Below are 24559 nucleotides of genomic sequence, written 5' to 3'. Positions count from 1 at the left end.
TCCTATGTGCGCCTGACCCGCGCCGCGGTCATGGGCGAGCTGAACCGCGACTACGTGACTGCCGCGCGCCTGGCCGGTGCCGGCCTGCCGCGCCTGATGTTCGTCACCGTGCTGCCTAACTGCATGGCACCGCTGATCGTTCAGGCCACCCTGAGCTTCTCCTCGGCGATTCTCGATGCCGCCGCCCTGGGCTTCCTCGGCCTTGGCGTACAACCGCCAACCCCTGAGTGGGGCACCATGCTGGCCTCGGCCCGCGACTACATCGAACGCGCCTGGTGGGTGGTGAGCCTGCCTGGTTTGACTATTTTGCTCAGCGTGCTGGCAATCAACTTGATGGGTGACGGCCTGCGCGATGCGCTGGACCCGAAACTCAAGAACGCCGCCTGAGGAGATTCCCATGTCACTGCTAGAAATCAAGAATCTCAACGTTCGCTTCGGCGACAAGAACGCGACGCCCGTGGTCGATGGCCTCGACCTGAAAGTCGACAAGGGCGAAGTGCTGGCCATCGTTGGCGAGTCGGGTTCGGGTAAATCCGTGACCATGATGGCGCTGATGGGCCTGATCGAACATCCTGGCATCGTCACCGCCGACTCGCTCAGCTTTGACGGCAAGGACATGCTCAAGCTCAACAATCGCCAGCGTCGGCAGATCGTCGGGAAAGACCTGTCGATGGTCTTCCAGGACCCGATGACCGCGCTGAACCCGAGCTACACCGTCGGTTTCCAGATCGAGGAAGTGCTGCGCCTGCACCTGAAAATGTCCGGCAAGCAAGCACGTAAACGCGCCATCGAACTGCTGGAAAAAGTGGAAATCCCGGGCGCCGCCAGCCGCATGGACGCCTACCCGCATCAACTGTCCGGTGGCATGAGCCAGCGTGTCGCGATCGCCATGGCGATTGCCGGCGAGCCGAAACTGCTGATCGCCGACGAACCGACCACAGCCCTCGACGTGACGATCCAGGCGCAGATCATGGACCTGCTGCTGGCGTTGCAGAAAGAACAGAACATGGGCCTGGTGCTGATCACCCACGACCTCGCGGTGGTGGCCGAAACGGCCCAGCGCGTGTGCGTGATGTACGCCGGGCAAGCGGTCGAAGTCGGCCAGGTGCCGCAACTGTTCGACATCCCGGCGCACCCGTACAGCGAAGCGCTGCTCAAGGCGATTCCGGAACACAGCCTGGGTGCCTCGCGCCTGTCCACCCTGCCGGGCATCGTCCCGGGTCGCTACGACCGTCCGCAGGGCTGCCTGCTGTCGCCGCGCTGCCCCTACGTGCAGGACAACTGCCGCGTGCAGCGTCCAGCCCTTGATCCGAAAAGCCACAGCCTCGCCCGCTGCTTCTACCCGCTGAACCAGGAGGTGGCGTAATGGCCGTCGTACTTACCGCCCGCGACCTGACCCGTCACTACGAAGTGTCCCGTGGCCTGTTCAAGGGTCACGCCACCGTACGCGCCCTCAACGGCGTGTCGTTCGAACTGGAAGCCGGCAAGACCCTCGCCGTCGTGGGTGAGTCGGGCTGCGGCAAATCCACCCTGGCCCGCGCCCTGACCCTGATCGAGGAACCGTCCTCCGGCTCCCTGAAAATCGCCGGCCAGGAAGTCGCCGGCGCCGACAAGGCCCAGCGCAAGCAACTGCGCAAAGACGTGCAGATGGTGTTCCAGAGCCCGTACGCCTCGTTGAATCCCCGGCAGAAAATCGGTGACCAGCTGGCCGAGCCGCTGTTGATCAACACCAACCTGTCGGCCACCGAACGTCGCGAAAAAGTTCAGGCGATGATGAAGCAGGTGGGCTTGCGCCCTGAGCACTACCAGCGTTATCCGCACATGTTCTCCGGCGGTCAGCGCCAGCGGATCGCCCTGGCTCGCGCGATGATGCTGCAACCGAAAGTGCTGGTGGCCGACGAACCGACCTCGGCGCTGGACGTGTCGATCCAGGCGCAGGTGCTGAACCTGTTCATGGATTTGCAGCAAGAGTTCAACACCGCCTACGTGTTCATCTCGCACAACCTGGCGGTGGTGCAACACGTCGCCGATGACGTGATGGTGATGTACCTCGGCCGCCCGGTGGAAATCGGTCCGAAAAACGACATCTACGAGCGCCCGCTGCACCCGTACACCCAGGCGCTCCTGTCGGCCACCCCGACCATTCACCCGGACCCCAACAAGCCGAAAATCAAGATCGTCGGCGAGTTGCCCAACCCGCTGAACCCGCCACCCGGCTGCGCGTTCCACAAGCGCTGCCCGTATGCGACCGAGCGTTGCAAAACTGAAGAGCCGGCCTTGCGTCCACTCGATAATCGGCAGGTGGCTTGCCACTACGCCGAGCAGTTTCTCGACGGCGCGGCGTAACGAAATGTGGGAGCGAAACTGCTCCCACCATTGACGCAAACCCCCTTCCTCAGGACTGCGCATCAGTTCGGTGGAAGGGGTTTTCTTTTGTCTGCGATTTACGTCTGGCTGTCGCCTTCGTCGGAGTCATCGGAGTCCGGCTCATCGGTGGTCGAGTCATCATCGTTGTCGGCACCACCCTGCCCCTTGTCGCCCGGTTCCGACTCAGACTTGGCGATCATCAAATCACCGTGGGTTCCCTGCCCGCTAGACGCCTGGGTCTCGTGATCCTCACACTCGGCCCAGACCGCCGAACTGCCGAGGGCCAGCATCAGCAAAACCTTCAACAGCAACACAACGCGTAGCAACTTGTTCATGTCGAATCCTTCCTTTTGCAGGTGAAACATTTGTGCCTGGCTGGCGCTCTCTGAAATCTAGTTCCGATCAGCCGGGTTCTCCAGATAGGACGCTAACGACTGGGCGGAAATGCCGTGGAAGTAGAGACTGGTTTTGAATAAGGGTTATGCCAAAAAAATCAAAAGATCGCAGCCTTCGGCAGCTCCTACACCGATCCTTGTAGGAGCTGCCGAAGGCTGCGATCTTTTGATCTTCAGGTTATCAATCTGAGCCGGCTATTGGGACGCAGAGCGTCCCGGGCTGCATTCCCACGCAGAGAGTGGGAACGATCAGGTTCGCCAACAAAAAACCCCGCAGCTTTCGCAACGGGGTTTTTGGTGTTTCAACTCAGCGCTTAGTGATGCTCACGCGTTGCACGGAATTTCACGTCCGGCCAGCGTTCTTCCATCAGTGCCAGGTTGACCCGGGTCGGCGCGAGGTAGGTCAGGTGACCGCCGCCGTCCAGTGCCAGGTTTTCCACGGCCTTGTTGGTGAATTCCTCAAGCTTCTTCTTGTCGCTGCATTCGATCCAGCGCGCGGAGTACACGGTGATCGGCTCGTAGGAGCACTCGACCTTGTATTCCTCTTTCAGGCGACTGGCGACCACGTCGAACTGCAGCACACCGACGGCACCCAGGATGATGTCGTTGCTGCGCTCGGGGAAGAACACCTGGGTCGCGCCCTCTTCGGCCAGCTGTTGCAAGCCCTGGCGCAGTTGCTTGGATTTCAACGGATCGCGCAGGCGTACGCGGCGGAACAGTTCCGGGGCGAAGTGCGGGATGCCGGTGAAGCCCAGGACTTCGCCTTCGGTGAAGGTGTCGCCGATCTGGATGGTGCCGTGGTTGTGCAGGCCGATGATGTCGCCGGCAAACGCTTCTTCCAGTTGCTCACGTTCGGAGGAGAAGAAGGTCAGGGCATCGCCGATCCGCACGTCCTTGCCGGTGCGCACGTGGCGCATCTTCATGCCTTTTTCGTACTTGCCGGAGCAGATCCGCATGAAGGCGATACGGTCGCGGTGTTTCGGGTCCATGTTCGCCTGGATCTTGAAGATGAAGCCCGAGAACTTCTCTTCCACCGGCTCCACGGTGCGCTCGTTGGCTACGCGTGCCAGCGGGCGCGGTGCCCAGTCGACCACCGCGTCGAGTACGTGATCGACACCGAAGTTGCCCAGTGCGGTACCGAAGAACACCGGGGTCAGTTGGCCGTCGAGGAATTCCTGCTGGTTGAACTCATGGCAGGCGCCCTGCACCAACTCCAGCTGCTCGATGAAACGCTCGTACTCGTCACCCAGGTGGGCGCGAGCTTCATCGGAATCGAGCTTCTCGATGATCTTGGTTTCGGTGCGCTCGTGGCCGTGACCGGCGGTGTAGACGATGATGTAGTCGTCGGCGAGGTGGTAAACGCCCTTGAAGTCACGGTAGCAGCCAATCGGCCAGGTGATCGGCGCCGCCTTGATCTTGAGGACCGCTTCGATCTCGTCGAGCAGTTCGATCGGGTCGCGAATGTCACGGTCGAGTTTGTTGATGAAGCTGACGATCGGCGTGTCACGCAGACGGCAGACGTCCATCAGGGCGATGGTACGAGGCTCGACGCCTTTACCGCCGTCGAGAACCATCAAGGCCGAGTCCACCGCAGTCAGGGTGCGGTAGGTGTCTTCGGAGAAGTCTTCGTGGCCCGGGGTGTCGAGCAGGTTGATCATGTGTTCGCGATACGGGAACTGCATGACCGACGTGGTAATGGAAATACCCCGTTGCTTTTCCATTTCCATCCAGTCGGAGGTGGCATGGCGATCGGATTTACGGGATTTCACCGTACCGGCCACCGCAATCGCCTTGCCCATCAGCAAGAGCTTCTCGGTGATGGTGGTCTTACCGGCATCGGGGTGGGAAATAATGGCGAAAGTGCGGCGTTTCGCGACTTCGGCGGCCTGTTTGGTCATGGGAAATCGCCTGGCAGGTGATTCAAAAAAGGGCGCAGATTATAGCCCAAGTTGATTCAATAACCGAACCGTTGAGCACATTAGGGGTGGCCAAATGCTGCCTCAGATGGGAACCTTTTAAAGCACGGAGACGTCCACTCCCCCGTAACGACCACTCGTCGGGGGCCTGAAACACCCGCGATTCGGCCTGACGAGGCTGTGCTCATGGCTCGTTTGCCGTGCGCCTAGCCCCTGTAGGAGCGAGCCTGCTCGCGATGGACGTCAACGATAACGCGGGGTACCTGAATGTACGCGTTGTCTGGATTTTCTTCGCGAGCAGGCTCGCTCCTACAGGGGAACGCACTCGGCATGAGCTGCTTCTCGCGATCATTTTTTCGGCAGCCAGGAATGGCGTTGCCACACGAAAAAGTGTTCGCCGACTGAAAAAAAGGAGTCCGCCTGTGGCTATTCGCTATGGCAAAGGGCTGATAGGAGGCGCGCTGGTAATCGCCCTTCTGGCCCTGCTGGTCCACTGGATCGGCATCAACACGATCGAACACTACCGCGACGATTTGTTGTTTTACCTGCAAGCTCATCTGATTCTCGTCCTCGCTTCCATGCTGGCCGCCCTTGTCGTGGGCATTCCTGCCGGCATCTTCCTCAGCCGCCCGACCATGGTTGGACGCGCCGAACGCTTCATGCAGATCTTCAACATCGGCAACACCGTGCCGCCACTGGCCGTGCTGGCCATCGCCCTGGGCGTCCTCGGCATCGGCAGCGGTCCCGCGATCTTCGCCCTGTTCCTCGCCTCATTGTTGCCGATCGTGCGCAACACCTACGAAGGCCTGAAAAACGTCCAGGGTTCGCTCAAGGAAGCAGCCGTCGGCATCGGCATGACCCCGCCTCAAGTGCTATGGCAGGTCGAACTGCCAAACGCCATGCCGATCATCATCGGCGGCGTGCGCGTGGCATTGGCGATCAACGTCGGGACGGCGCCCCTGGCGTTCCTGATCGGCGCCAACAGCCTGGGCAGCCTGATCTTCCCCGGCATCGCCCTGAACAACCAGCCGCAACTGCTGCTGGGCGCGGCCTGCACCGCCCTGCTGGCCTTGTTGCTCGACGCTCTGGTGACACTCGCCAGCCGTCTCTGGCTCGAACGCGGTTTGCGCCCGTCTTAAGCCTCGGCAAAGGAATCAACATGAAGACTTCAAGCTTTTTACTAGGCTGCGTCCTGCTGTGCGCAGGATTTGCCCACGCCGCGGAAAAACCGCTGATCCGCATTGGCGCCCGGGTGTTCACCGAACAGACGCTGCTGGCGGAAATCACCTCCCAGTACCTGCGCACCAAGGGTTATGACGTACAAGTGACCGGCGGCCTGGGCAGCAATCTGGCCCGCAGCGCCCACGAAAGCGGGCAACTGGACATGCTCTGGGAATACACCGGCGTGTCGTTGGTGGCCTACAACCATGTCAGCGAAAAACTCGACAGCCAACAGTCCTACGCCCGGGTGAAAGAACTCGACGGGAAAAAGGGCTTGGTCTGGCTGACGCCGTCGAAATTCAGCAACACCTATGCCCTGGCCCTGCCCAAAAACGTCGCCGACCGGTACCCCCAAATCAACACCATCAGCGAGCTGAACAAGGTGCTGCGCCAGGAGGCCGGGACCAACAATCTGGTAGCGCTCGACACCGAGTTCGCCAATCGTTCGGACGGGCTCGGCGGCATGGTGCAGCTGTACGACATGAACCTGACCCGCAAGAACATCCGGCAGATGGACGCAGGCCTGGTCTACACCGCCCTGCGCAACGGCCAGGTATTTGCCGGCCTGGTCTACACCACTGACGGTCGCTTGAACGCCTTCAAGCTCAAGTTGCTGGAAGACGACAGGCATTACTTCCCCGACTACACCGCAGCGCCCGTGGTTCGCCAGGCCTACCTCGATGCGCATCCGCAACTGGCCGACCAGCTCAAGCCACTGGCTGAACTGTTCGACGACAACACCATGCGCGAGCTCAACGCGCGGGTCGATGTCGATCACCAGAGCCCTTCAGCCGTTGCCGCGGATTTCCTGCGCCAACACCCATTGAACTGAAGGAGCAAGACTCATGGAATTGTTCAACGCCTTTTCCCACCTCGACTGGCAGCAGGTGCTGCAGCTGACCGGGCAACACATCACCCTGGTCGGCATCGCCGTGACCCTGGCGATTGTGGTTGGCGTGCCGCTGGGCGTGCTGATGACGCGCTTCCCAAGTCTCGCCGGCCCCCTGCAAGCCAGCGCCACGGTGCTGCTGACCGTGCCGTCGATTGCGCTGTTTGGCCTGCTGCTGCCGTTCTACTCGAAATTCGGCCAGGGCCTGGGGCCGATGCCGGCGATCACCGCGGTATTTCTCTACTCGTTGTTGCCGATCATGCGTAACACCTACCTGGCCCTGACCAACGTCGAACCGGGCATCCGCGAAGCCGCGCGCGGCATCGGCATGACCTTCGGCCAGCGCCTGCGCATGGTCGAATTGCCCATCGCCGTACCGGTGATCCTCGCCGGCGTGCGCACCGCCGTGGTCATGAACATCGGTGTCATGACCATTGCCGCCACCATCGGCGCCGGTGGCCTCGGTGTACTCATCCTCGCTTCCATCAGCCGCAGCGACATGTCGATGCTGATCGTCGGCGCCGTGCTGGTCAGCCTGCTGGCCATCTTCGCCGACCTGCTTTTGCAATGGCTGCAACGCTCGCTGACTCCAAAAGGACTGCTCAAATGATCGAACTTCAAAACCTCAGCAAGACCTTCCAAAGCAACGGCAAAGACGTGAAAGCCGTGGACTCGGTAAGCCTGACCGTCAATGAAGGCGAAATTTGCGTGTTCCTCGGGCCTTCGGGCTGCGGCAAAAGCACCACGCTGAAGATGATCAACCGCCTGATCAAACCGACCTCGGGCAAGATCCTGATCAATGGCGAAGACACCACAGGTCTCGACGCCGTGACCCTGCGCCGCAACATCGGTTATGTGATCCAGCAGATCGGCCTGTTCCCCAACATGACCATCGAAGAAAACATCGTGGTGGTGCCCAAACTGCTGGGCTGGGACAAGCAGAAATGCCACGACCGCGCTCGCGAGCTGATGAGTATGATCAAGCTCGAACCCAAGCAATACCTGCATCGCTACCCTCGGGAATTGTCCGGTGGCCAGCAACAGCGGATCGGCGTGATTCGCGCGCTGGCCGCCGATGCACCGCTGCTGTTGATGGACGAACCGTTCGGCGCGGTCGACCCGATCAACCGCGAGATGATCCAGAACGAGTTCTTCGAGATGCAGCGGGCGCTGAACAAGACCGTGATCATGGTCAGCCATGACATCGACGAAGCCATCAAGCTCGGCGACAAGATCGCGATTTTCCGCGCCGGTAAACTACTGCAGATCGACCACCCGGATACCCTGCTGGCGCACCCGGCGGACGACTTCGTCAGCAACTTCGTCGGCCAGGACAGCACCCTCAAGCGCCTGCTGCTGGTCAAGGCCGAAGACGCGGCGGACAACGCGCCATCGGTCAGCCCGCAAACGCCGGTGGCCGATGCGCTGGAGTTGATGGATGAGCATGACCGGCGATACGTGGTGGTCACCTGCGCCGAGAACAAGGCCCTGGGTTATGTACGCCGTCGAGACCTGCACCGTCAGGCCGGCACTTGCGGACAGTACCTGCACGAGTTCAACGCCACGGCAGCGTATGACGAGCATTTGCGCATCCTGTTGTCGCGGATGTACGAGTTCAACCGCTCGTGGCTGCCGGTGATGGATGCCGAGCGGGTGTTCCTTGGGGAAGTGACGCAGGAATCGATTGCCGAGTATCTGAGTTCCGGCAAGTCGCGTGGGGGCAAGACCAGCATCGTTTCGCCTGCAGAGGTTGCGTTGGCCTGACTGACGCCTTCGCGGGCAAGCCTCGCTCCTACGGATTCGGTGTCGTGCAAACAATAACGCACACCCCCAATCTGTAGGAGCGAGGCTTGCCCGCGAATGGGGCACCTCAATTCCCGCTGACGCACCTCAAATATCCCTCCAAGGGGAACATCACACCGTCACACAGGTCCGTTACATCAGTAGTTGTAAGGGACCGCACGACGGATGCGTGCAAAAACGCGACATTTTTTGTTGATCTCAAGCCCCTCACGCCCTAAAGTTCGCGCCGAACGTCCATGCTGGAAACGATCCATCCGGCTCAAGTACTGACGACGAGACAGCAAGGCCAAGGGAAAGCAGCGCTTCCCATGGCCTTTTTGCTTTCGGCGACATGCCTTGGGAAGTAGGCGAACCAAAGTGGGGATACGGAGGACGTTCATTTGCACCCATTGATAATTTCAGTTTGCCAGTAGGAGTTCCCAGCATGTCGATCCAGGTCGAAGACTATTTCGCGCGCGATACCTTTCAGAAAATGAAGGCGTTCGCCGACAAGCAAGAAACCCCGTTCGTGGTGATCGACACCGCGATGATCAGCCAGGCCTACGACGACCTGCGCGCCGGTTTCGAATTCGCCAAGGTCTACTACGCGGTCAAGGCCAACCCGGCCGTGGAAATCATCGACCTGCTCAAGGAGAAAGGCTCGAGCTTCGACATCGCCTCGATCTACGAGCTGGACAAAGTACTGAGCCGCGGCGTCAGCGCCGACCGGATCAGCTACGGCAACACCATCAAGAAATCCAAGGACATCCGCTACTTCTACGAGAAGGGCGTGCGCCTGTATGCCACCGACTCCGAAGCCGACCTGCGCAACATCGCCAAGGCCGCACCGGGCGCGAAAGTCTACGTACGTATCCTGACCGAAGGCTCGACCACCGCCGACTGGCCGCTGTCGCGCAAATTCGGCTGCCAGACCGACATGGCCATGGACTTGCTGATCCTTGCCCGTGACCTGGGCCTGGTGCCGTACGGCATCTCCTTCCACGTAGGTTCGCAGCAGCGCGACATCAGCGTCTGGGACGCCGCGATCGCCAAGGTCAAGGTGATCTTCGAACGCCTGAAGGAAGAAGACGGCATCGTGTTGAAGCTGATCAACATGGGCGGTGGCTTCCCGGCCAACTACATCACCCGCACCAACAGCCTGGAAACCTACGCCGAGGAAATCATCCGCTTCCTCAAGGAAGACTTCGGTGACGACCTGCCGGAAATCATCCTGGAGCCGGGCCGTTCGCTGATCGCCAACGCCGGCATCCTGGTCAGTGAAGTCGTACTGGTCGCCCGTAAATCCCGTACCGCCGTCGAGCGTTGGGTGTACACGGACGTGGGCAAGTTCTCCGGCCTGATCGAAACCATGGACGAAGCCATCAAGTTCCCGATCTGGACCGAAAAGAAAGGCGAGATGGAAGAAGTCGTCATCGCCGGCCCAACCTGCGACAGCGCCGACATCATGTACGAAAACTACAAGTACGGCCTGCCACTGAACCTGGCCATCGGTGATCGCCTGTACTGGCTGTCGACCGGCGCGTACACCACCAGCTACAGCGCGGTTGAGTTCAATGGCTTCCCGCCGTTGAAATCTTTCTACGTGTAAAAGCTGTACGCAGAAATCAAAAAGCCCATGACATGTCATGGGCTTTTTTGTGCCTGATCGTTCCCACGCTCTGCGTGGGAATGCAGCCCGGGACGCTCCGCGTCCCATCAGAAGCCGAACGCGGAGCGTCCGAAGAGGCATTCCCACGCAGAGCGTGGGAACGATCTGTCTTCAGGTGTGCCTACAATTCGGCGCAACGTTTGGCGTAGTCGTCGGCCATTGCGCGAATCCGGGGCTCGGTTGCGCCCATGAGCGCCTGGCTCGCCACCCGAAGAAAGTTCAGATTGCCATTGGCCAATGCCTTGCGTAGCCAGCCCAATGCCGTGTCGATACTCCCCTCTGCGGCCAACACCGCCGCAAAACTGAACTGCCCACGAAAATCCCCTCCCTCTGCCGAGCGCCGATACCAGTCCCGAGCCGCTTGGGGATCTGCCGGGCAAGCGCGCCCCTCTTCCAGATAGCGCCCCAGCAGGTTCATCGATTTCGCATGGCCAAGCTCGGCAGCACGCTGATATAGATTCAGTGCCTGGACCTGATCCTCGGCCACTCCGCGCCCGGTCGCCAACAGATTGGCGTAGTTGTACATCGCCCAATCCAATCCAGCATCAGCTGCAACTTTGTAATGCCTGGCGGCGACTGAAGCATCCGCAGCACAGCCCCAACCATGCTCATGACAACGGCCGAGCATGTTACGCGCCATCAGATGTCCACTTTGGGCGGCAATCCCGAACCAGCGCACCGCCAGCGGCTGATCCTGGGCGATCCCGCGCCCGTCCAGCAGGATCTGCCCGAGCAACGCCTGGGCATCGACAACCCCTTCGCGGGCCGCCATCAGAATCGCCTGGGCAGCACGCGCCGGGCTTTCATCGAGCATGGCCTTGAGGCGTTCACCGTCGAGCACTTCCTCGCGGCGCAATTGAAAACTCATACTTCGACCCAGCGACGCAACAGGTTGTGATAGGTACCGGTCAGTCGAATCAGCGAAGGGTGATCGGGCACATCCTGGGTCAACTGCCGGATCGCCCCGTCCATCTCGAACAACAGCGCACGCTGGCTGTCTTCGCGCACCAGGCTCTGGGTCCAGAAAAACGAGGCGTAGCGCGTACCACGGGTGACGGCGTTGACCTTGTGCAGGCTGGTGCCGGGGTACAGCACCATATCGCCAGCCGGCAGCTTCACGCGTTGGGTGCCGTAGGTGTCCTGGATTTCCAGTTCGCCGCCGTCGTAATCCTCCGGTTCGCTGAAGAACAGCGTGGCCGAGAGGTCGGTGCGCACCCGTTCGATACTGCCCTTGGGCTGACGCACGGCGTTGTCGATGTGGAAGTCAAAACTGCCGCCGGCCGTGTAACAGTTCAGCAACGGAGGAAACACCTTGTGCGGTAACGCCGCCGACATGAACTGCGGATTTTTCCACAGCCGCTCCAGCATGGCCGCACCGATCTCCTTGGCCAGCGGGTGACCTTCAGGCAACTGCAGATTGTGCTTGGCCTTGGCCGACTGGTAACCGGCCGTGATCTTGCCATCGGTCCAATCGGCCTGTTGCAGAGCCTCGCGAATGCGCTGCACTTCTTCTTTTTCGAACAAGCCGGGAATGTGCAGCAGCATGGGGCAAGCACCAGAAAGCAAAGGGGTGCCAATGGTATTGATTCTTATTGCCCGTGTAAAACCCGCTAGACGAACGAAACAGTAAAAACCGTAAGGTTAAATTGTAAAGATTGTAAATTCAGTGCGAATAGTAATTTTTCGCAATTGATACAAATACGTGTTTACCCTATATTCCGCCGCCTCAAATCCTTGGGGAGGGGAATAAAAAATGTCACGTCAACACCCACAACTACCGGTCAGTTCACCGCGCCTGCTCGCTTCCGCAATTGGCGTGGCAATCACTGCCGGCTCTGCGGGCCACATGGTCTTCGCCGCTGAAAAAGCCGACGAGAAAGCGCCGAGCAACACGATTTCCCTGGGCGCTACGGCGATTACCGGCGAAGCCCAGGACGCGACCTCCTACAACGTCGAAAAAGCCTCCTCGCCCAAGTACACCGCGCCGCTGGTAGATACGCCGCGCTCGATCACCGTCATCCCGCAACAAGTCCTCAAGGACACCGGCGCCCTGAACATGCAGGACGCACTGCGTACCGTCCCGGGCATCACCTTCGGTGCCGGTGAAGGCGGCAACCCCCAGGGCGACCGTCCGTTCATCCGCGGTTTCGATGCCCAGGGCGATACCTACCTGGACGGCGTGCGCGATACCGGTTCGCAGAGCCGCGAAATCTTCGCCGTTGAATCGATCGAAGTCAGCAAGGGCCCCAACTCGGCCATTGGCGGTCGCGGCGCTGCCGGCGGCAGCATCAACCTGGTGAGCAAGAAAGCCCACCTGGGCGACTCGTTCGACGGTGGTTTTACCTGGGGTTCGGACCAGACCCAGCGCTACACCATGGACGGCAACTACCAGTTCTCCGACACCGTTGCCGGTCGTCTGAACCTGATGAGCCACGAAAGCAATGTCGCCGGCCGCGAAAGCGTCGATTACGATCGCTGGGGCGTCGCGCCATCGCTGGCCTTCGGCTTGGGCACCGATACCCGCGTCAACCTTGATTACTACCATCTGGAAAGCAACGACACGCCGGATTCGGGTATTCCCTACACCATCCCGGCCGGTGGCTCGGCTGCCCGCACCAAGTCCAACCCGGACAAGCCTTACGCTGGCGGCGACAGCAGCAACTTCTATGGCCTGACCGATCGTGACTTCCGCAAGGGCCGTACCGACACCGCGACCATCGCCATCGAGCACGACCTGAACGACGCGCTGACCGTCAAGAACACCCTGCGCCACGGCAGCAGCATGCAGGACTACATCCTGACCCAGCCGGACGACAGCAAGGGCAACGTCAACAACGGTACCGTGTGGCGTCGCGCCAACACCCGTGTCAGCAACACCGATACGACGACCAACCAGACCGACCTGTTTGGTGATGTCTACATCGCCGGCTTCAAGAACAGCTTCTCGACCGGTATCGAGTTGAGCCGCGAGGAAAGCAAGAAGTCCTCGTACACCGTCAACACCGACACCACGCCAACGAATCCGCTTCTGGGGCCCACCGTTTGCTCGCCAGCTTTGGTCGGCGCACCAAGTGGCTACAACTGCACCTCGCTGTCGAACCCGAACCCGAACGATCCATGGAACGGTTCGATCAGCCGCAACTACGCCGGCACCGACACCAAGGCCAACACCTACGCAATGTACGTGTTCGACACCCTGGAGTTGTCCGAGCAGTGGCTGGTGAACATGGGCCTGCGCTACGACCATTTCGACACCCAGTACCGCACCTATGATGCCTCCGGGGCAACGGTCGTGAACAAAGGCGTGCCGGCCAAGGCCAAGGACACCAGTGAGTTCGTCACCGGTCAGTTCGGCGTCGTTTACAAACCTGCTGATAACGGCAGCATTTATGCTTCGTACGCCACCTCTGCCACCCCTCCAGGCAACACGCTGGGTGAAGGCATGGAAGGCAACGCGCTGGGTAATACCCCGGATCGCAACGGCAACCAGATAAACAGCGACATGGAGCCGGAAACCACCAAGAACTACGAAATCGGTACCAAGTGGGACCTGCTCAACGATCGCCTGTCGCTGACTGCCGATATCTTCCGCACCGAGAAGGAAAACGCCCGCGTCCAGGTCGATACCACCTCGTACGAAAACGCCGGCAAGACCCGTGTTCAAGGCATCGAGCTGTCGGCCACTGGCAAGATCACCGACAAATGGCAAGTCTTCGCCGGCTACGCCTACATGGACAGCGAGCAGGTCGACGGTGGTCCGCTGCCAGCCAACAAGGCCAACGACGGCAACGAACTGCCTAACACGCCGAAAAACAGCGCCAGCCTGTGGACGACCTACCAGGTCACGCCGAAGCTGACCATCGGTGGCGGTGCGTTCTATGTCGATGACGTGTTCGGCAGCGTGGCCAACACCACCATGGTCAATGACTATGTGCGCTACGACGCCATGGCCGCCTACAAGCTGACCAAGAACATCGACTTGCAGCTGAACGTGCAGAACCTGACCGACGTCACCTACTACGACAAGGCGTTCTCCACCCACTTCGCCAACCAGGCGGCGGGTCGGACTGCCTTGCTGAGCACCAACTTCCACTTCTGACCAATGTGGGAGCGAGCCTGCTCGCGAATACGGCATCCGTCGCAACGCATTTGTCGCGGCTGATATTGCCTTCGCGAGCAGGCTCGCTCCTACAGGGAGTAGCCGGCAGTCAGGCCAAGCCCCGTTCATCCAGGTGAACGGGGCTTTTGTGTGTAAAGGGAATGTTTCTCGACAACCCACGGCATAATGCGCGCCGTGATGATTACTTTTGAACGAACAAGGCGAGCGACGTGTTGAAGAAAACCCTGTTCCAGTTGCACTGGTTTTTTGGCATCAGCGCCGGACTGGTCCTGGCCCTGATGGGCATCACCGGTGCGGCGGTCTCGTTTCAGGATGAAATCCTGTACGCGCTGAATCCTTCCGTGCTGCAGGTCCAGAAACAGGTCGCCGGCGTGCTGCCACCCGCCGATCTGGTGGAGAAGATCGAAACGGCGACGCAGATGAAAGTCGCGATGCTCTCGGTCGGCATCGACAGCGACGTTGCCGCCAAAGTCTTCTTCACCCCGCCAGCGGGCGAGCGTCGCGGCCCCATGCGTTACGTCGACCCGTACACCGGTGAACTCCTGGGCGACGCCAGCGGCCAAGGCTTCTTCGGCCTGATGCTGCAACTGCACCGCTTCCTCGCCATGGGCGATACCGGCCGGCAGATCACGGGCGCCTGCACCCTGATCCTGGTGTTCTTCTGTCTCTCCGGCCTATACCTGCGCTGGCCTCGCCAGTGGAAAAGCTGGCGCGCCTGGCTGACCCTCGACTGGAAGAAAAAAGGTCGCAGCTTCAATTGGGACCTGCACTCGATTGCCGGCACCTGGTGCCTGGTGTTTTACCTCCTGGCCGCGCTGACCGGCTTGTCCTGGTCCTACGAGTGGTACAACAAGGGCCTGACTCGCCTGCTCTCCGATTCGCCACAGAATGAACGTGTACGCGGCGGGCGCGGCCCTGCGCCAAGTGGCCCAGCTCCGGTGGCCGATTACTCGGCGATGTGGAGCAGCATCTACAGCGCTGCCGGCCCCGACCTGAGCTTCTACAACACCCGCATGCCGCCCGTGGCCGGGCAACCGGCAACCGTTTTCTACCTGTTGAAAAACTCGCCCCATGACCGTGCGCTGAACCAGATCACCCTCGACCCGGTGACCGGCGCGATCAAACGACATGACCGCTACAGCGACAAGAGCCTCAAGGCGCAGCTGTTGACCAGCATCTATGCGCTGCACGTAGGCAGCTACTTCGGCATCGTCGGGCGCATCATCCTGACGCTCACGGCCCTGAGCATGCCGCTGTTCTTCGTCACCGGCTGGCTGCTGTACCTTGATCGTCGGCGCAAGAAACGCCAGATCAAGGACGCCCGCAAAGGCCTGGCGCAACCCGGCAGCGACATCCCGGCCTGGCTCATCGGTTTCGCCAGCCAGAGTGGCTTTGCCGAGCAACTGGCCTGGCAGACCGCCGGCCAGTTGCAGGCGGCGGGCCTGCCGGTGAAGGTGCAGCCGCTGGCAAATGTGAGCGAGCAGGACCTGCATGCGTCGAACAACGCGCTGTTTGTGGTCAGCACCTTCGGTGACGGCGAAGCGCCGGACAGCGCCCGGGGTTTCGAGCGCAAGGTGCTGGGCCGGGCGTTGAGCCTCGATAGCCTGAACTACGCCGTGCTGGGACTCGGCGACCGGCAGTATCAACACTTCTGCGGATTCGCCCAGCGCCTGCACAAGTGGCTCGGCGAGCATGGTGGCAAGACCCTGTTCGCGCCGGTGGAAGTCGACAGCGGCGACCCCTATGCCTTGCGTCACTGGCAGCAGCAACTGGGCCTGTTGACCGGCCAGGCGCCGATCGACACCTGGCAGGCGCCGCGTTACGACAACTGGACCCTGACGCGCCGGGAGCTGCTCAACCCGGACAGCAGCGGTTCCCCGGTCTACCTGCTTGGCCTCGCTGCCCCCACCACCAGTAGCTGGCTGGCCGGTGACCTGGTGGAGGTGCTGCCGCGCAATTGCCCTTGGGCCATCGAGCACTTCCTCGACGGCCTGGGGATCGATGGCCGGGCCACGATCGAACTCGACGGCTTGTCGCAAACGCTGGAGCAGGCCCTGGCCGGTCGCCAGTTGCCTGAGAACCGTACGCACCTGGTCGGCTTGCATGCCCAGGCGCTGGTGGCGGCGCTGGTGCCTCTGGCGATGCGCGAATATTCCATCGCCTCGATTGCTGCCGACGGCATCCTCGAACTGATCGTGCGCCAGGAACTGCATCCCGATGGCACCCTTGGCGTCGGTTCCGGCTGGCTGACCGAACACGCCCCCGTGGGCGGCAGCATCAGCCTGCGCGTGCGGCGCAACAGCGGTTTCCATCTGCCCAATGAACCGGTGCCGATGATCCTGCTGGGCAACGGCACGGGACTCGCCGGCTTGCGTAGCCTGCTCAAGGCGCGGATCGCGGATGGTCAGCAACGTCAGTGGTTATTGTTCGGCGAGCGTAATCGCGAACACGACTTCCTGTGCCGCGATGAGCTGCAAGAGTGGTTGATTGCTGGCGATCTGGAGCGCCTGGACCTGGCATTCTCGCGCGATCAAGCCGAGAAGATCTACGTGCAGGATCGCTTGCGCGAATCGGCCGGAGAGCTGAAGAAATGGCTGGCGGACGGTGCGGTGATCTACATCTGTGGCAGCCTTCAGGGGATGGCCGCGGGCGTTGATCAAGTGCTGAACGATGTATTGGGCGCCGCTGAAGTCGAGCGCCTGATCGAACAAGGCCGCTACCGCCGCGACGTCTACTGACACTACGGCCTGATCGTTCCCACGCTCTGCGTGGGAATGCCTCAACGGACGCTCCGCGTTCGGCTCCGGAAGGGACGCGGAGCGTCCCGGGCTGCATTCCCACGCAGAGCGTGGGAACGATCAACGTGCGCAACTAGACCGGTTGCAACGTCTGCTCAAACACCGCCACCCCATCCAGATCCCGCAACACCACACTCAACGCCCCGCTCTGCCCATCGATATTCACCTCGCCAAAAAACTGAAACCCGGCAAACGGCGAGAGGTTTTGCGCAGGTGGCGCTTTCTCGAACACCACTTCAGGGCCAAAGGTCTTGTCCAGCGTGTCCGGGCCGAAGCTCCCCGCATTCAGCGGCCCGGCGACAAACTCCCAGAACGGCTCAAAGTCCTGGAACGCCGCTCGGTCCGGGTGATAGTGATGTGCCGCGCAATAGTGCACATCCGCCGTCAGCCAGACAAAATTGCGCACCTGCTGCACCCGCAGAAAACCCAGTAGCTCGGCAATCTCCAGCTCCCGCCCCTGGGCCGGCCCGGGGTCACCGTTGGCCACCGCTTCCCAGCGCGTCACGCCAGGGCTGACCTCGCCATCCGGTGCGCCAAGGCCAATCGACATGTCGGCGGCGATGACTTTCCATTGGGCTTTGGACGCTTTCAACGCAGCCTTCAGCCAGTCCAGTTGTTCACGTCCGAGAAACGCCTTGGCGTCACCCAGATTGGCGTCGTTGGCCCCGCGATAACTGCGCATGTCGAGCACGAACACCGTGAGCAACGGCCCGTAATCGAGTTGACGATAAATCCGTTTTCCCCCCCCGTCGGCCTGCCAGCGCATCGGCGCATATTCAAGCCATGCCTGGCGCCCGCGACTCACCAGGCTGTGGATATCTTCGTGGCTGTAGCGCTTATCCAGCACTGTGCCCGGCGACCAGTTGTTGACGACTTCGTGGTCATCCCATTGCCAGATCTGCGGGACCTCGGCGTTGAAGCGGCGCACGTTTTCGTCCATCAGGTTGTAGCGGTAATTGCCACGGTAATCGTCGAGGGTTTCGGCGACCTTGCTCTTCGCCTCGCTGGTGATGTTGCGCCACACCCGGCCGCTCTCGGTGGCGAGTTGCGCAGGTATCGGGCCGTCGGCGTAGATGGTGTCGCCGCTGTGGATAAAAAAGTCCGGCAGGCGCAGGCGCATGGCTTCGTAAATGCGCATGCCACCGATGTCCGGGTTGATCCCGAAGCCTTGACCGGCCGTGTCGCCGCTCCAGACGAAACGAATATCGCGCCGGGTCTGGGGTACGCTGCGCAAGTGACCGAACCACGGTTCGCTGGCAACGCCGCTCTGGGCGTCTTCAAAGTGCACACGGTAGAAAATCGCCTGGTCGGCGGGCAGCCCGGTGAGCTCGACCCGCGCCGTAAAGTCGGTGCGGGCGTCGGCCAGGGCCGAGACGAATCGCCGGGGATTGGAAAAGAGGCTGCGGGTGTCCCATTCCACCACCATGATTGCGGGGCGGTCGCAGCGGCTCCAGATGATCGCTGTATCGCCCAGCAGGTCGCCGGACTGCACGCCATCGGTGAGTTGCGGTCGATCCTTGACCGATGCGATCACCGCTGGTGCCAGGCCTGGCAGTAACAAACCGGCACCTACGGCTTGCATGATCCGACGACGACCGAGGTCGAATTCGCTCATGGTGTTCTCCTTGAAACCGGAAAACTAAATCATGGCTTCATGATTCATGGCATGACACAAATCTGCCAACACCGCAGATTCCTGTGGGAGCGAACTTGCCCGCGAAGGCGGAGTTTCAGCCACATCAATGTTGGCTGATGCGCCGCCTTCGCGGGCAAGCCCGCTCCTACAGGATGTGGGGGTGTCAGGCGTTGACGGGCTCCACCGCCAGCTCCACCACCTCCGGCCGCTTGACCAGCGCATACACCACCGCCGTCAACACGCTCCCCGCAACGATCGCCAGCAAATACAGCAGCGCATGGTTGATCGCATTCGGAATCGCCAACACGAACAACCCACCATGGGGTGCCATCAACTTGCAGCCGAAGTACATCGACAACGCACCGGTCAGCGCACCGCCGGCAATGCTCGCCGGGATCACCCGCAGCGGGTCTTTCGCAGCAAACGGAATCGCACCTTCGGAGATGAAGCACAGCCCCAGCACCAAGGCCGCTTTACCCGCCTCGCGTTCGGTCTGGGCGAACTTGCGCCGGGCGATGAACGTGGCGATGCCCAGGCCGATCGGCGGCACCATGCCCGCGGCCATGGTCGCCGCCATCGGTGCATAACTCTGGGACGCCAGCAACCCGACCGAAAACGCATACGCGGCCTTGTTGATCGGCCCGCCAAGGTCGACGCACATCATGCCGCCCAGCAGCACGCCGAGCAGAATCGCGTTGGTGGTGCCCATGCTGTCGAGGAAATGCGTGAGTCCGGAGAGCATGCCCGCCACCGGCTTGCCGACCACGTAGATCATCACCAGGCCGGTGAACAGGCTCGCCAGCAACGGGATGATCAGGATCGGTTTCAGCGCCTCAAGACTCTGCGGCAACCGCGCGTAACGATTGATCGCCTGCGCCGCATAACCGGCGAGGAAACCGGCAATGATCCCGCCGATAAAACCGGCGCCCAGGGTGCTGGCCAGCAGGCCGCCGATCATCCCCGGCGCCAGGCCCGGACGGTCGGCAATCGAATAGGCGATGTAGCCTGCCAGCAGCGGCACCATGAGTTTGAACGCGGTGTCGCCGCCGATCTGCATCAGTGCCGCCGCCAGCGTTCCCTCTTCCTTGAAAGCGGTGATGCCGAACACGAACGACAAGGCGATCATCAGGCCGCCGGCCACCACCATCGGCAACATGAACGACACGCCGGTCAACAGGTGTTTATAGACCCCGGTCTTCTCTTGTTTGGCCGGCCCCTTGGCACCGGTCGAGGCGCTTTCCTGCTTGCCCTCCGCCAGCGCTTTGTTCAGCGTCGCTTCCGCCTGCTTGAGAGCAATACCGGTGCCGCAACGGTAGATTTTCTTGCCGGCAAAACGCTCGGTGGCGACTTCGATGTCCGCCGCCAGCAGCACCACATCGGCATTGGCAATCGCATCGCTGCTCAGCGGATTACGTGCGCCGACCGAACCCTGGGTTTCCACCTGCAAGTCATAGCCCAGGCGCTTGGCCGCCTGCTGCAACGCTTCGGCGGCCATGAAGGTGTGGGCGACACCGGTCGGACAGGCCGTCACGGCAACCAGTCGTGGCGCGTTTTTTACGACGGCAACCGGCTCGACCACAGCTTCAGGTGCGACATACACCCGGGCCTCTTCAGCACCACGGCGCAATACCGCTTCCACATCCTGCAGCGCCTGGGCCGGGGTGCTCTGGAACAAGCGCTTGCCAACGAAACGCGACATATCCACAGGCGCGCTGGTCACCAGCAACACCCACTCGGCGGCCTCGATCGTGGCCGTCGACAATTGCCGTTCGGGATGCGCCGCATCGCTGATCTCGACGCTGGTGCTCCAGCCCTGACGCTGGGCCGCTGCATCGAGCAACCGGGCACACAGCACACTGGTGACCATGCCGTTGGGGCAGGCAGTAACAATGGCTAACTTCATGACCAACCCTCTTATTGTTCTGTCAGGGGGCGCACGCGCACACCCTGTTCGAGCTGCGCCAGTTGCGCCGCATCGCTGATACCGAAACCGATCTGGGTGACCGCCATCGCGGCAATCGCCGTGGCGGTGCGCAAGGTTTGTTCAGGCGTATCGGCGCTGAGCAACCCGTGGAGCATGCCGGCCAACAATGAGTCGCCCGCGCCTACCGTACTGGCGACGCTGACCTTCGGCGGCGTGGCATGCAACGCCGAGCCGACGCTGAACCAATTCACACCCTCGGCACCGTGGGAAATCACCACATGCTCGATGCCTTGCGCGTGCAGGCGGCGCGCCGCTTCGGCCTGGGCCGTGATGGAAATCACCTCGCTATCGAGCACATCGGCCAGCTCTTCGGTGTTGGGCTTGATCAGCCACGGACCGGCCTTGAGCGCCGCCGCCAATGCCTCGCCACTGGTATCGAGAGCGACCCTGAGGCCGAGGCTTTTCAAGCGCAGGATCAATGCCTGCAACCAATGTGCACTGATGCCTTGCGGCAGGCTGCCGGCAACCACGACCGCGTCATGCCCCGGCGCAATCCGATCGAGACGCTCGAGCAATGCCTGCTGCGCCGCCGCGCTGACCAGCGGTCCCGGGCCATTGAGGTCGGTGATGCGCCCGTCGCTTTCCGCCAACTTGATGTTGCTGCGCGTCTCGCCGGGCACTCGAATAAACGCATCGACAAAACCGCGTTTGGCAAACAGGGTTTCGAATGCCTGCAGATTGTCTTCACCGAGAAAACCGCTGACGGTCAATTGATGCCCGAGGTCCGCCAACACTTGCGCCACGTTCACCCCTTTGCCGGCGGCGTGGGTGTGCATGGTGTCGCTGCGGTTGACCTGACCGGGTTCCAGGCGCGCAAGCTGGACGGTAAGGTCCAGCGCCGGGTTGAGGGTCAGGGTTAAAATCCTGGCCATTACAAAGCCTCCACTAGTGCGCGCACTTCATTCGCGCTGCCCACGGCAAGTGCCTGCTGGGCAAGGGTTTGAGCCCGGGCCAGGCTGAGTTCGCGAACCCGCGCCTTGACCTCGGCAATACTGCGCCCGCCGACACTGAGTTCATCCACACCCAGGCCGACCAGCACTGGCACCGCCAGCGGATCAGCCGCCAGCTCGCCGCACACGCCGACCCACTTGCCATGGGCATGGGCCGCGCGCACGGTGATGTCGATCAGTTGCAGCACCGCCGGATGCAAGCCATCGGCCTGGGCCGACAAGGTTGGATGCCCACGGTCGATGGCCAGGGTGTATTGCGTCAGATCATTGGTGCCGACGCTGAAAAAGTCGACTTCTTTGGCCAGCACCGGCGCCAGCAGGGCCGCCGAGGGCACTTCGATCATGATCCCCAATTGCAGGTCCGCCACCGGAATTTCCAGGCGCAGGCGCTCGGTCATGTCCCGTGCCTGGCGCCACTCGTCGACGCTGCCGACCATCGGGAACATGATCCGCAGCGGACGGCTGTCGGCGGCACGCAGCAAGGCGCGCAACTGGGCTTCCATGATCTGCGGCCGTTGCAGGGTCAAGCGAATACCGCGCACGCCGAGGAACGGGTTTTCTTCCTTGGCGATCGGCCAATACGGCAGCGGTTTGTCGCCACCGACATCGAGGGTGCGCACCACCAGCGGTCGACCGGCCAGCCCATCGAGTACGCGGCGATATTCGGCTTCCTGGGTCGCCTCGTCCGGCGCTTGCGGGTGGGCCATGAAAATCAGCTCGGTGCGCAGCAGGCCGATGCCTTCGGCGCCCTGCTCCACCGCGCTGCTGACGCCGGCGCTTTCACCGATGTTGGCGAACACTTCGACGGCATGACCGTCAGTGGTCAACGCCGGTTGATGACGTTGTTCGGCGGCGGCCTTCAGGCGTTGCTCGCGGGTGTCGCGCTCCTGGGTGGCACGCTGCAAGGTCGCCGCGTCGGCGTCCACATGCAAACGACCGCGTTGGCCATCGATCAACAGCGGCGTACCCGGTGCCAGCAGCAACACCGCGGCCCCGGCACCCACCAGCGCTGGAATCCCCAAGGCCCGCGCGACAATCGCACTGTGGGCGGTGGCGCCACCGCGGGCGGTGAGAATGCCGGCGACACGGGTCGGATCAAGACGCGCGACATCGGACGGACCGACTTCGTCCATCACCAGAATGTACGGCTGCTCAGGTTCATTCGGGGTTTCGACACCGCTGAGTTGCGCCAGCACTCGACGGCCGATGTCGCGCAAATCGGCGGCGCGCTCGGCAAGCAAGGCGTCCTGCAGGGACTCCTGTTGCCTGGCGGCGGCTTCGATCACGGACATCCACGCCGCTTCCGCGCTTTCGCCCTGCTTGAGACGGGTATCGACCTCATCGGTCAATTCCGGGTCGTCGAGCATTTCCTGATGGGTGATGAAAATCTCGCGGATAGCCTTGGCCTTGCTGCGCTCGATCAAGCCGCCGATGTCCTGGCGCACGTGTGCCAATGCTTGCTTGAGACGCTCCCGTTCAATGGCGGCGGACTCTCCGCGCAGCGGGTAATCGATGGTTTGCAGCACCTGGATGTGCGCCGGGCCAATGGCGATTCCCGGGGCGGCGGCGATGGCCTGCACCAGACTGCCGGACGCTGGGGCGAGCAGCACCTGGGCCTCTTCGATCACTTCTTCACGCGGCTGGCTCACCGCTGGCAACGGCTCGACCTCTTCACCGAGGCCTTCTTCGATGGCGGCCAACAGGGCGGGCAACGCGTCGGCAGCGATGCTTGGCTCGGCGATGATCTCCAGTACCTGACCGCGACGGGCGCCGAGGCTGAGCAGCTTGCTCAAGCTTTTCACCGACACCGCGCTGTCCTGCCCATCGACGATGCGGATGCGGATCTCACCTTCAAAACTTTTCGCCAGTTGCGCGAGGATCTTCGCCGGGCGGGCGTGCAGACCGTGGGCATTGGCCAGCGCAATGCGGGCGCTCGGCCAGTCCGCCGGCAGCTCACCGCCGAGCACTTCAAGCACCGCACGGCAACTGGTGGCACGGCCCAATTCATGGCCGCGACCTTCGATCAGCAGAGCACACAGGCGTTCGAGCAACGCTTGATGGGCCTCGCCAAGACTGGCCAGGCAAAACAGGCCACTCAGGGGTTGACCGAGGTAGCGCAGCGGCTTGTCCGGCGTGACGAACGCCAGCCCCGGACGCTTAACCGTCTGTTCACTGTGCAGCCACCACAGGCCATCGCCCAGCGGCAGCGCTTCGACTTGCTGCAACACGGCGGAAAAACCGTTACTGACACAGTCGGCCTGACGCAGCAAACGCGCGCCGCGCCAGACCAGTTCTTCGAAATCTTCGGCGGCAACGCCCAGGCCGATCATCTGCGCATCCAGCGCCAGCTCTTGTGGCGCGCCTTGCAGCAGTTTCAGCAAGGCCTCGGCGCTGCTGGCGCGACGCAAGGCCTGGCCCAGGTCGGTCTCGCCGAGGGCGCGGGTCAGCAGTTGCAGCAGGCGCAGGTGTTCGTCGGATTTGGCGGCAATGCCGATCGCCAGATAAACGATCTGTCCGTCGCCCCAATCCACGCCGTCGGGGAATTGCATCAGGCGCACCCCCGTGGAAAACACCTGGTCACGGGTTTCAGGCGTACCGTGGGGGATGGCAATACCTTGACCAAGAAAAGTCGAGCCCTGGGCCTCGCGTGCCTGCAAGCCGGCGAGGTAGCCCTCGTCAACCAGGCCATCGGCAACCAGGTGTCTGGCCAGCAGTTGCAGCGCGGCGGATTTATCCACAGCCGACTGGCCCATGGATATCTGCTCTATGGTGAGCTCGAGCATGCTGTCTCCTGTTGGCACCCTTGGGGCGCCAGGTATTGTTTTTGAATGA

18 protein-coding genes are annotated in these 24559 nt (G+C 61.8%); 10 read left to right on the top strand and 8 right to left on the bottom strand.

The features are described 5' to 3' along the window. The 3 genes from HFK74_RS16405 to HFK74_RS16395 all read left to right on the top strand — a co-directional run. Positions 1–387: ABC transporter permease subunit (locus HFK74_RS16405; protein ID WP_180204408.1), on the top strand; the 387-nt coding region annotated here is incomplete at its 5' end. Between the two features lie 10 nt (positions 388–397). Next, the gene (locus tag HFK74_RS16400; RefSeq protein ID WP_180204407.1) at positions 398–1366 is read left to right on the top strand and encodes an ABC transporter ATP-binding protein; all 969 of its coding nucleotides are present in this window, start codon (positions 398–400) and stop codon (positions 1364–1366) included. Next, entirely contained in the window at positions 1366–2346 is a 981-nt protein-coding gene (locus tag HFK74_RS16395; protein WP_008057467.1) for a peptide ABC transporter ATP-binding protein, read from the top strand. The genes HFK74_RS16400 and HFK74_RS16395 overlap by 1 nt, the downstream gene beginning before the upstream one ends. Before the next feature lie 98 nt (positions 2347–2444). Here the strand turns inward: HFK74_RS16395 and HFK74_RS16390 are convergent, their stop codons facing one another. Both HFK74_RS16390 and HFK74_RS16385 read right to left on the bottom strand, forming a co-directional pair. Next, entirely contained in the window at positions 2445–2702 is a 258-nt protein-coding gene (locus HFK74_RS16390; protein ID WP_180204406.1) for a hypothetical protein, read from the bottom strand. A gap of 374 nt (positions 2703–3076) precedes the next feature. Continuing rightward, a complete protein-coding gene (locus tag HFK74_RS16385; protein WP_180204405.1) occupies positions 3077–4660 on the bottom strand; it encodes a peptide chain release factor 3 in 1584 nt (527 codons plus the stop codon). A 440-nt stretch (positions 4661–5100) separates the two neighbouring features. Here HFK74_RS16385 and HFK74_RS16380 point away from each other — a divergent pair, with 440 nt between their 5' ends. The 5 genes from HFK74_RS16380 (at position 5101) to HFK74_RS16360 (ending at position 10179) form a co-directional block, all read left to right on the top strand. Beyond that, positions 5101–5817 (top strand): ABC transporter permease, encoded by a 717-nt coding sequence (locus HFK74_RS16380; protein WP_180204404.1) that lies wholly within the window; start codon positions 5101–5103, stop codon positions 5815–5817. A 20-nt stretch (positions 5818–5837) separates the two neighbouring features. Then, on the top strand, positions 5838–6731 hold the full coding sequence (locus HFK74_RS16375) for a glycine betaine ABC transporter substrate-binding protein (RefSeq protein ID WP_180204403.1): 894 nt from the start codon (positions 5838–5840) through the stop codon (positions 6729–6731). A 13-nt stretch (positions 6732–6744) separates the two neighbouring features. Beyond that, complete coding sequence (locus HFK74_RS16370) at positions 6745–7398, top strand: ABC transporter permease (protein WP_180204402.1); 654 nt, start codon at positions 6745–6747, stop codon at positions 7396–7398. Beyond that, positions 7395–8552, top strand: a complete 1158-nt coding sequence (locus HFK74_RS16365; protein ID WP_180204401.1) for a betaine/proline/choline family ABC transporter ATP-binding protein — start codon at positions 7395–7397, stop codon at positions 8550–8552. The genes HFK74_RS16370 and HFK74_RS16365 overlap by 4 nt, the downstream gene beginning before the upstream one ends. A 463-nt stretch (positions 8553–9015) precedes the next feature. Next, positions 9016–10179, top strand: coding sequence for a type III PLP-dependent enzyme (locus tag HFK74_RS16360; protein WP_008057459.1), 1164 nt, complete (start codon positions 9016–9018; stop codon positions 10177–10179). Between the two features lie 181 nt (positions 10180–10360). On the opposite strand, the gene HFK74_RS16355 is transcribed toward HFK74_RS16360, so the two are convergent. Next, on the bottom strand, positions 10361–11107 hold the full coding sequence (locus HFK74_RS16355; RefSeq protein ID WP_180204400.1) for a tetratricopeptide repeat protein: 747 nt from the start codon (positions 11105–11107) through the stop codon (positions 10361–10363). Further along, positions 11104–11784: a Fe2+-dependent dioxygenase gene (locus tag HFK74_RS16350; RefSeq protein ID WP_180204399.1), complete on the bottom strand. Its 681-nt coding sequence runs from the start codon at positions 11782–11784 to the stop codon at positions 11104–11106. The genes HFK74_RS16355 and HFK74_RS16350 overlap by 4 nt, the downstream gene beginning before the upstream one ends. A gap of 208 nt (positions 11785–11992) precedes the next feature. On the opposite strand from HFK74_RS16350, the gene HFK74_RS16345 reads away from it, so the two are divergent. After that, entirely contained in the window at positions 11993–14338 is a 2346-nt protein-coding gene (locus tag HFK74_RS16345) for a TonB-dependent siderophore receptor (protein ID WP_180204398.1), read from the top strand. Positions 14339–14568: 230 nt separating this feature from the next. Beyond that, the gene (locus HFK74_RS16340; RefSeq protein WP_180204397.1) at positions 14569–17097 is read left to right on the top strand and encodes a sulfite reductase flavoprotein subunit alpha; all 2529 of its coding nucleotides are present in this window, start codon (positions 14569–14571) and stop codon (positions 17095–17097) included. 133 nt (positions 17098–17230) lie between these two features. On the opposite strand, the gene HFK74_RS16335 is transcribed toward HFK74_RS16340, so the two are convergent. From HFK74_RS16335 to ptsP, 4 genes are all read right to left on the bottom strand, one after another. Beyond that, complete coding sequence (locus HFK74_RS16335; RefSeq protein WP_180204396.1) at positions 17231–18772, bottom strand: alkaline phosphatase; 1542 nt, start codon at positions 18770–18772, stop codon at positions 17231–17233. 184 nt (positions 18773–18956) lie between these two features. After that, positions 18957–20696, bottom strand: coding sequence for a PTS fructose-like transporter subunit IIB (locus tag HFK74_RS16330; protein ID WP_180204395.1), 1740 nt, complete (start codon positions 20694–20696; stop codon positions 18957–18959). Positions 20697–20707: 11 nt separating this feature from the next. Then, positions 20708–21649: a 1-phosphofructokinase gene (gene pfkB / locus HFK74_RS16325; protein WP_180204394.1), complete on the bottom strand. Its 942-nt coding sequence runs from the start codon at positions 21647–21649 to the stop codon at positions 20708–20710. Next, a complete protein-coding gene (gene ptsP, locus HFK74_RS16320) occupies positions 21649–24510 on the bottom strand; it encodes a phosphoenolpyruvate--protein phosphotransferase (protein WP_180204393.1) in 2862 nt (953 codons plus the stop codon). Before ptsP ends, pfkB begins: the two co-directional genes overlap by 1 nt. Positions 24511–24559: the final 49 nt, after the last annotated feature.

The organism is Pseudomonas sp. SbOxS1 (assembly GCF_013416725.1).
In the GTDB taxonomy this organism is placed as follows: domain Bacteria; phylum Pseudomonadota; class Gammaproteobacteria; order Pseudomonadales; family Pseudomonadaceae; genus Aquipseudomonas.
Note: the sequence above shows the minus strand (reverse complement) of the source record. Positions and strands in the feature narration are given on the sequence as shown.

Excerpts from the sequence above, each read along its gene's own strand:
- HFK74_RS16345 (WP_180204398.1), top strand. The coding sequence starts at position 11,993 with ATGTCACGTCAACACCCACAACTACCGGTCAGTTCACCGCGCCTGCTC.
- HFK74_RS16400 (WP_180204407.1), top strand. The coding sequence starts at position 398 with ATGTCACTGCTAGAAATCAAGAATCTCAACGTTCGCTTCGGCGACAAG.
- HFK74_RS16395 (WP_008057467.1), top strand. The coding sequence starts at position 1,366 with ATGGCCGTCGTACTTACCGCCCGCGACCTGACCCGTCACTACGAAGTG.
- HFK74_RS16350 (WP_180204399.1), bottom strand. The coding sequence starts at position 11,784 with ATGCTGCTGCACATTCCCGGCTTGTTCGAAAAAGAAGAAGTGCAGCGC.
- HFK74_RS16370 (WP_180204402.1), top strand. The coding sequence starts at position 6,745 with ATGGAATTGTTCAACGCCTTTTCCCACCTCGACTGGCAGCAGGTGCTG.
- HFK74_RS16355 (WP_180204400.1), bottom strand. The coding sequence starts at position 11,107 with ATGAGTTTTCAATTGCGCCGCGAGGAAGTGCTCGACGGTGAACGCCTC.
- HFK74_RS16365 (WP_180204401.1), top strand. The coding sequence starts at position 7,395 with ATGATCGAACTTCAAAACCTCAGCAAGACCTTCCAAAGCAACGGCAAA.
- ptsP (WP_180204393.1), bottom strand. The coding sequence starts at position 24,510 with ATGCTCGAGCTCACCATAGAGCAGATATCCATGGGCCAGTCGGCTGTG.
- HFK74_RS16385 (WP_180204405.1), bottom strand. The coding sequence starts at position 4,660 with ATGACCAAACAGGCCGCCGAAGTCGCGAAACGCCGCACTTTCGCCATT.
- HFK74_RS16390 (WP_180204406.1), bottom strand. The coding sequence starts at position 2,702 with ATGAACAAGTTGCTACGCGTTGTGTTGCTGTTGAAGGTTTTGCTGATG.
- HFK74_RS16360 (WP_008057459.1), top strand. The coding sequence starts at position 9,016 with ATGTCGATCCAGGTCGAAGACTATTTCGCGCGCGATACCTTTCAGAAA.
- HFK74_RS16375 (WP_180204403.1), top strand. The coding sequence starts at position 5,838 with ATGAAGACTTCAAGCTTTTTACTAGGCTGCGTCCTGCTGTGCGCAGGA.
- HFK74_RS16330 (WP_180204395.1), bottom strand. The coding sequence starts at position 20,696 with ATGAAGTTAGCCATTGTTACTGCCTGCCCCAACGGCATGGTCACCAGT.
- pfkB (WP_180204394.1), bottom strand. The coding sequence starts at position 21,649 with ATGGCCAGGATTTTAACCCTGACCCTCAACCCGGCGCTGGACCTTACC.
- HFK74_RS16335 (WP_180204396.1), bottom strand. The coding sequence starts at position 18,772 with ATGAGCGAATTCGACCTCGGTCGTCGTCGGATCATGCAAGCCGTAGGT.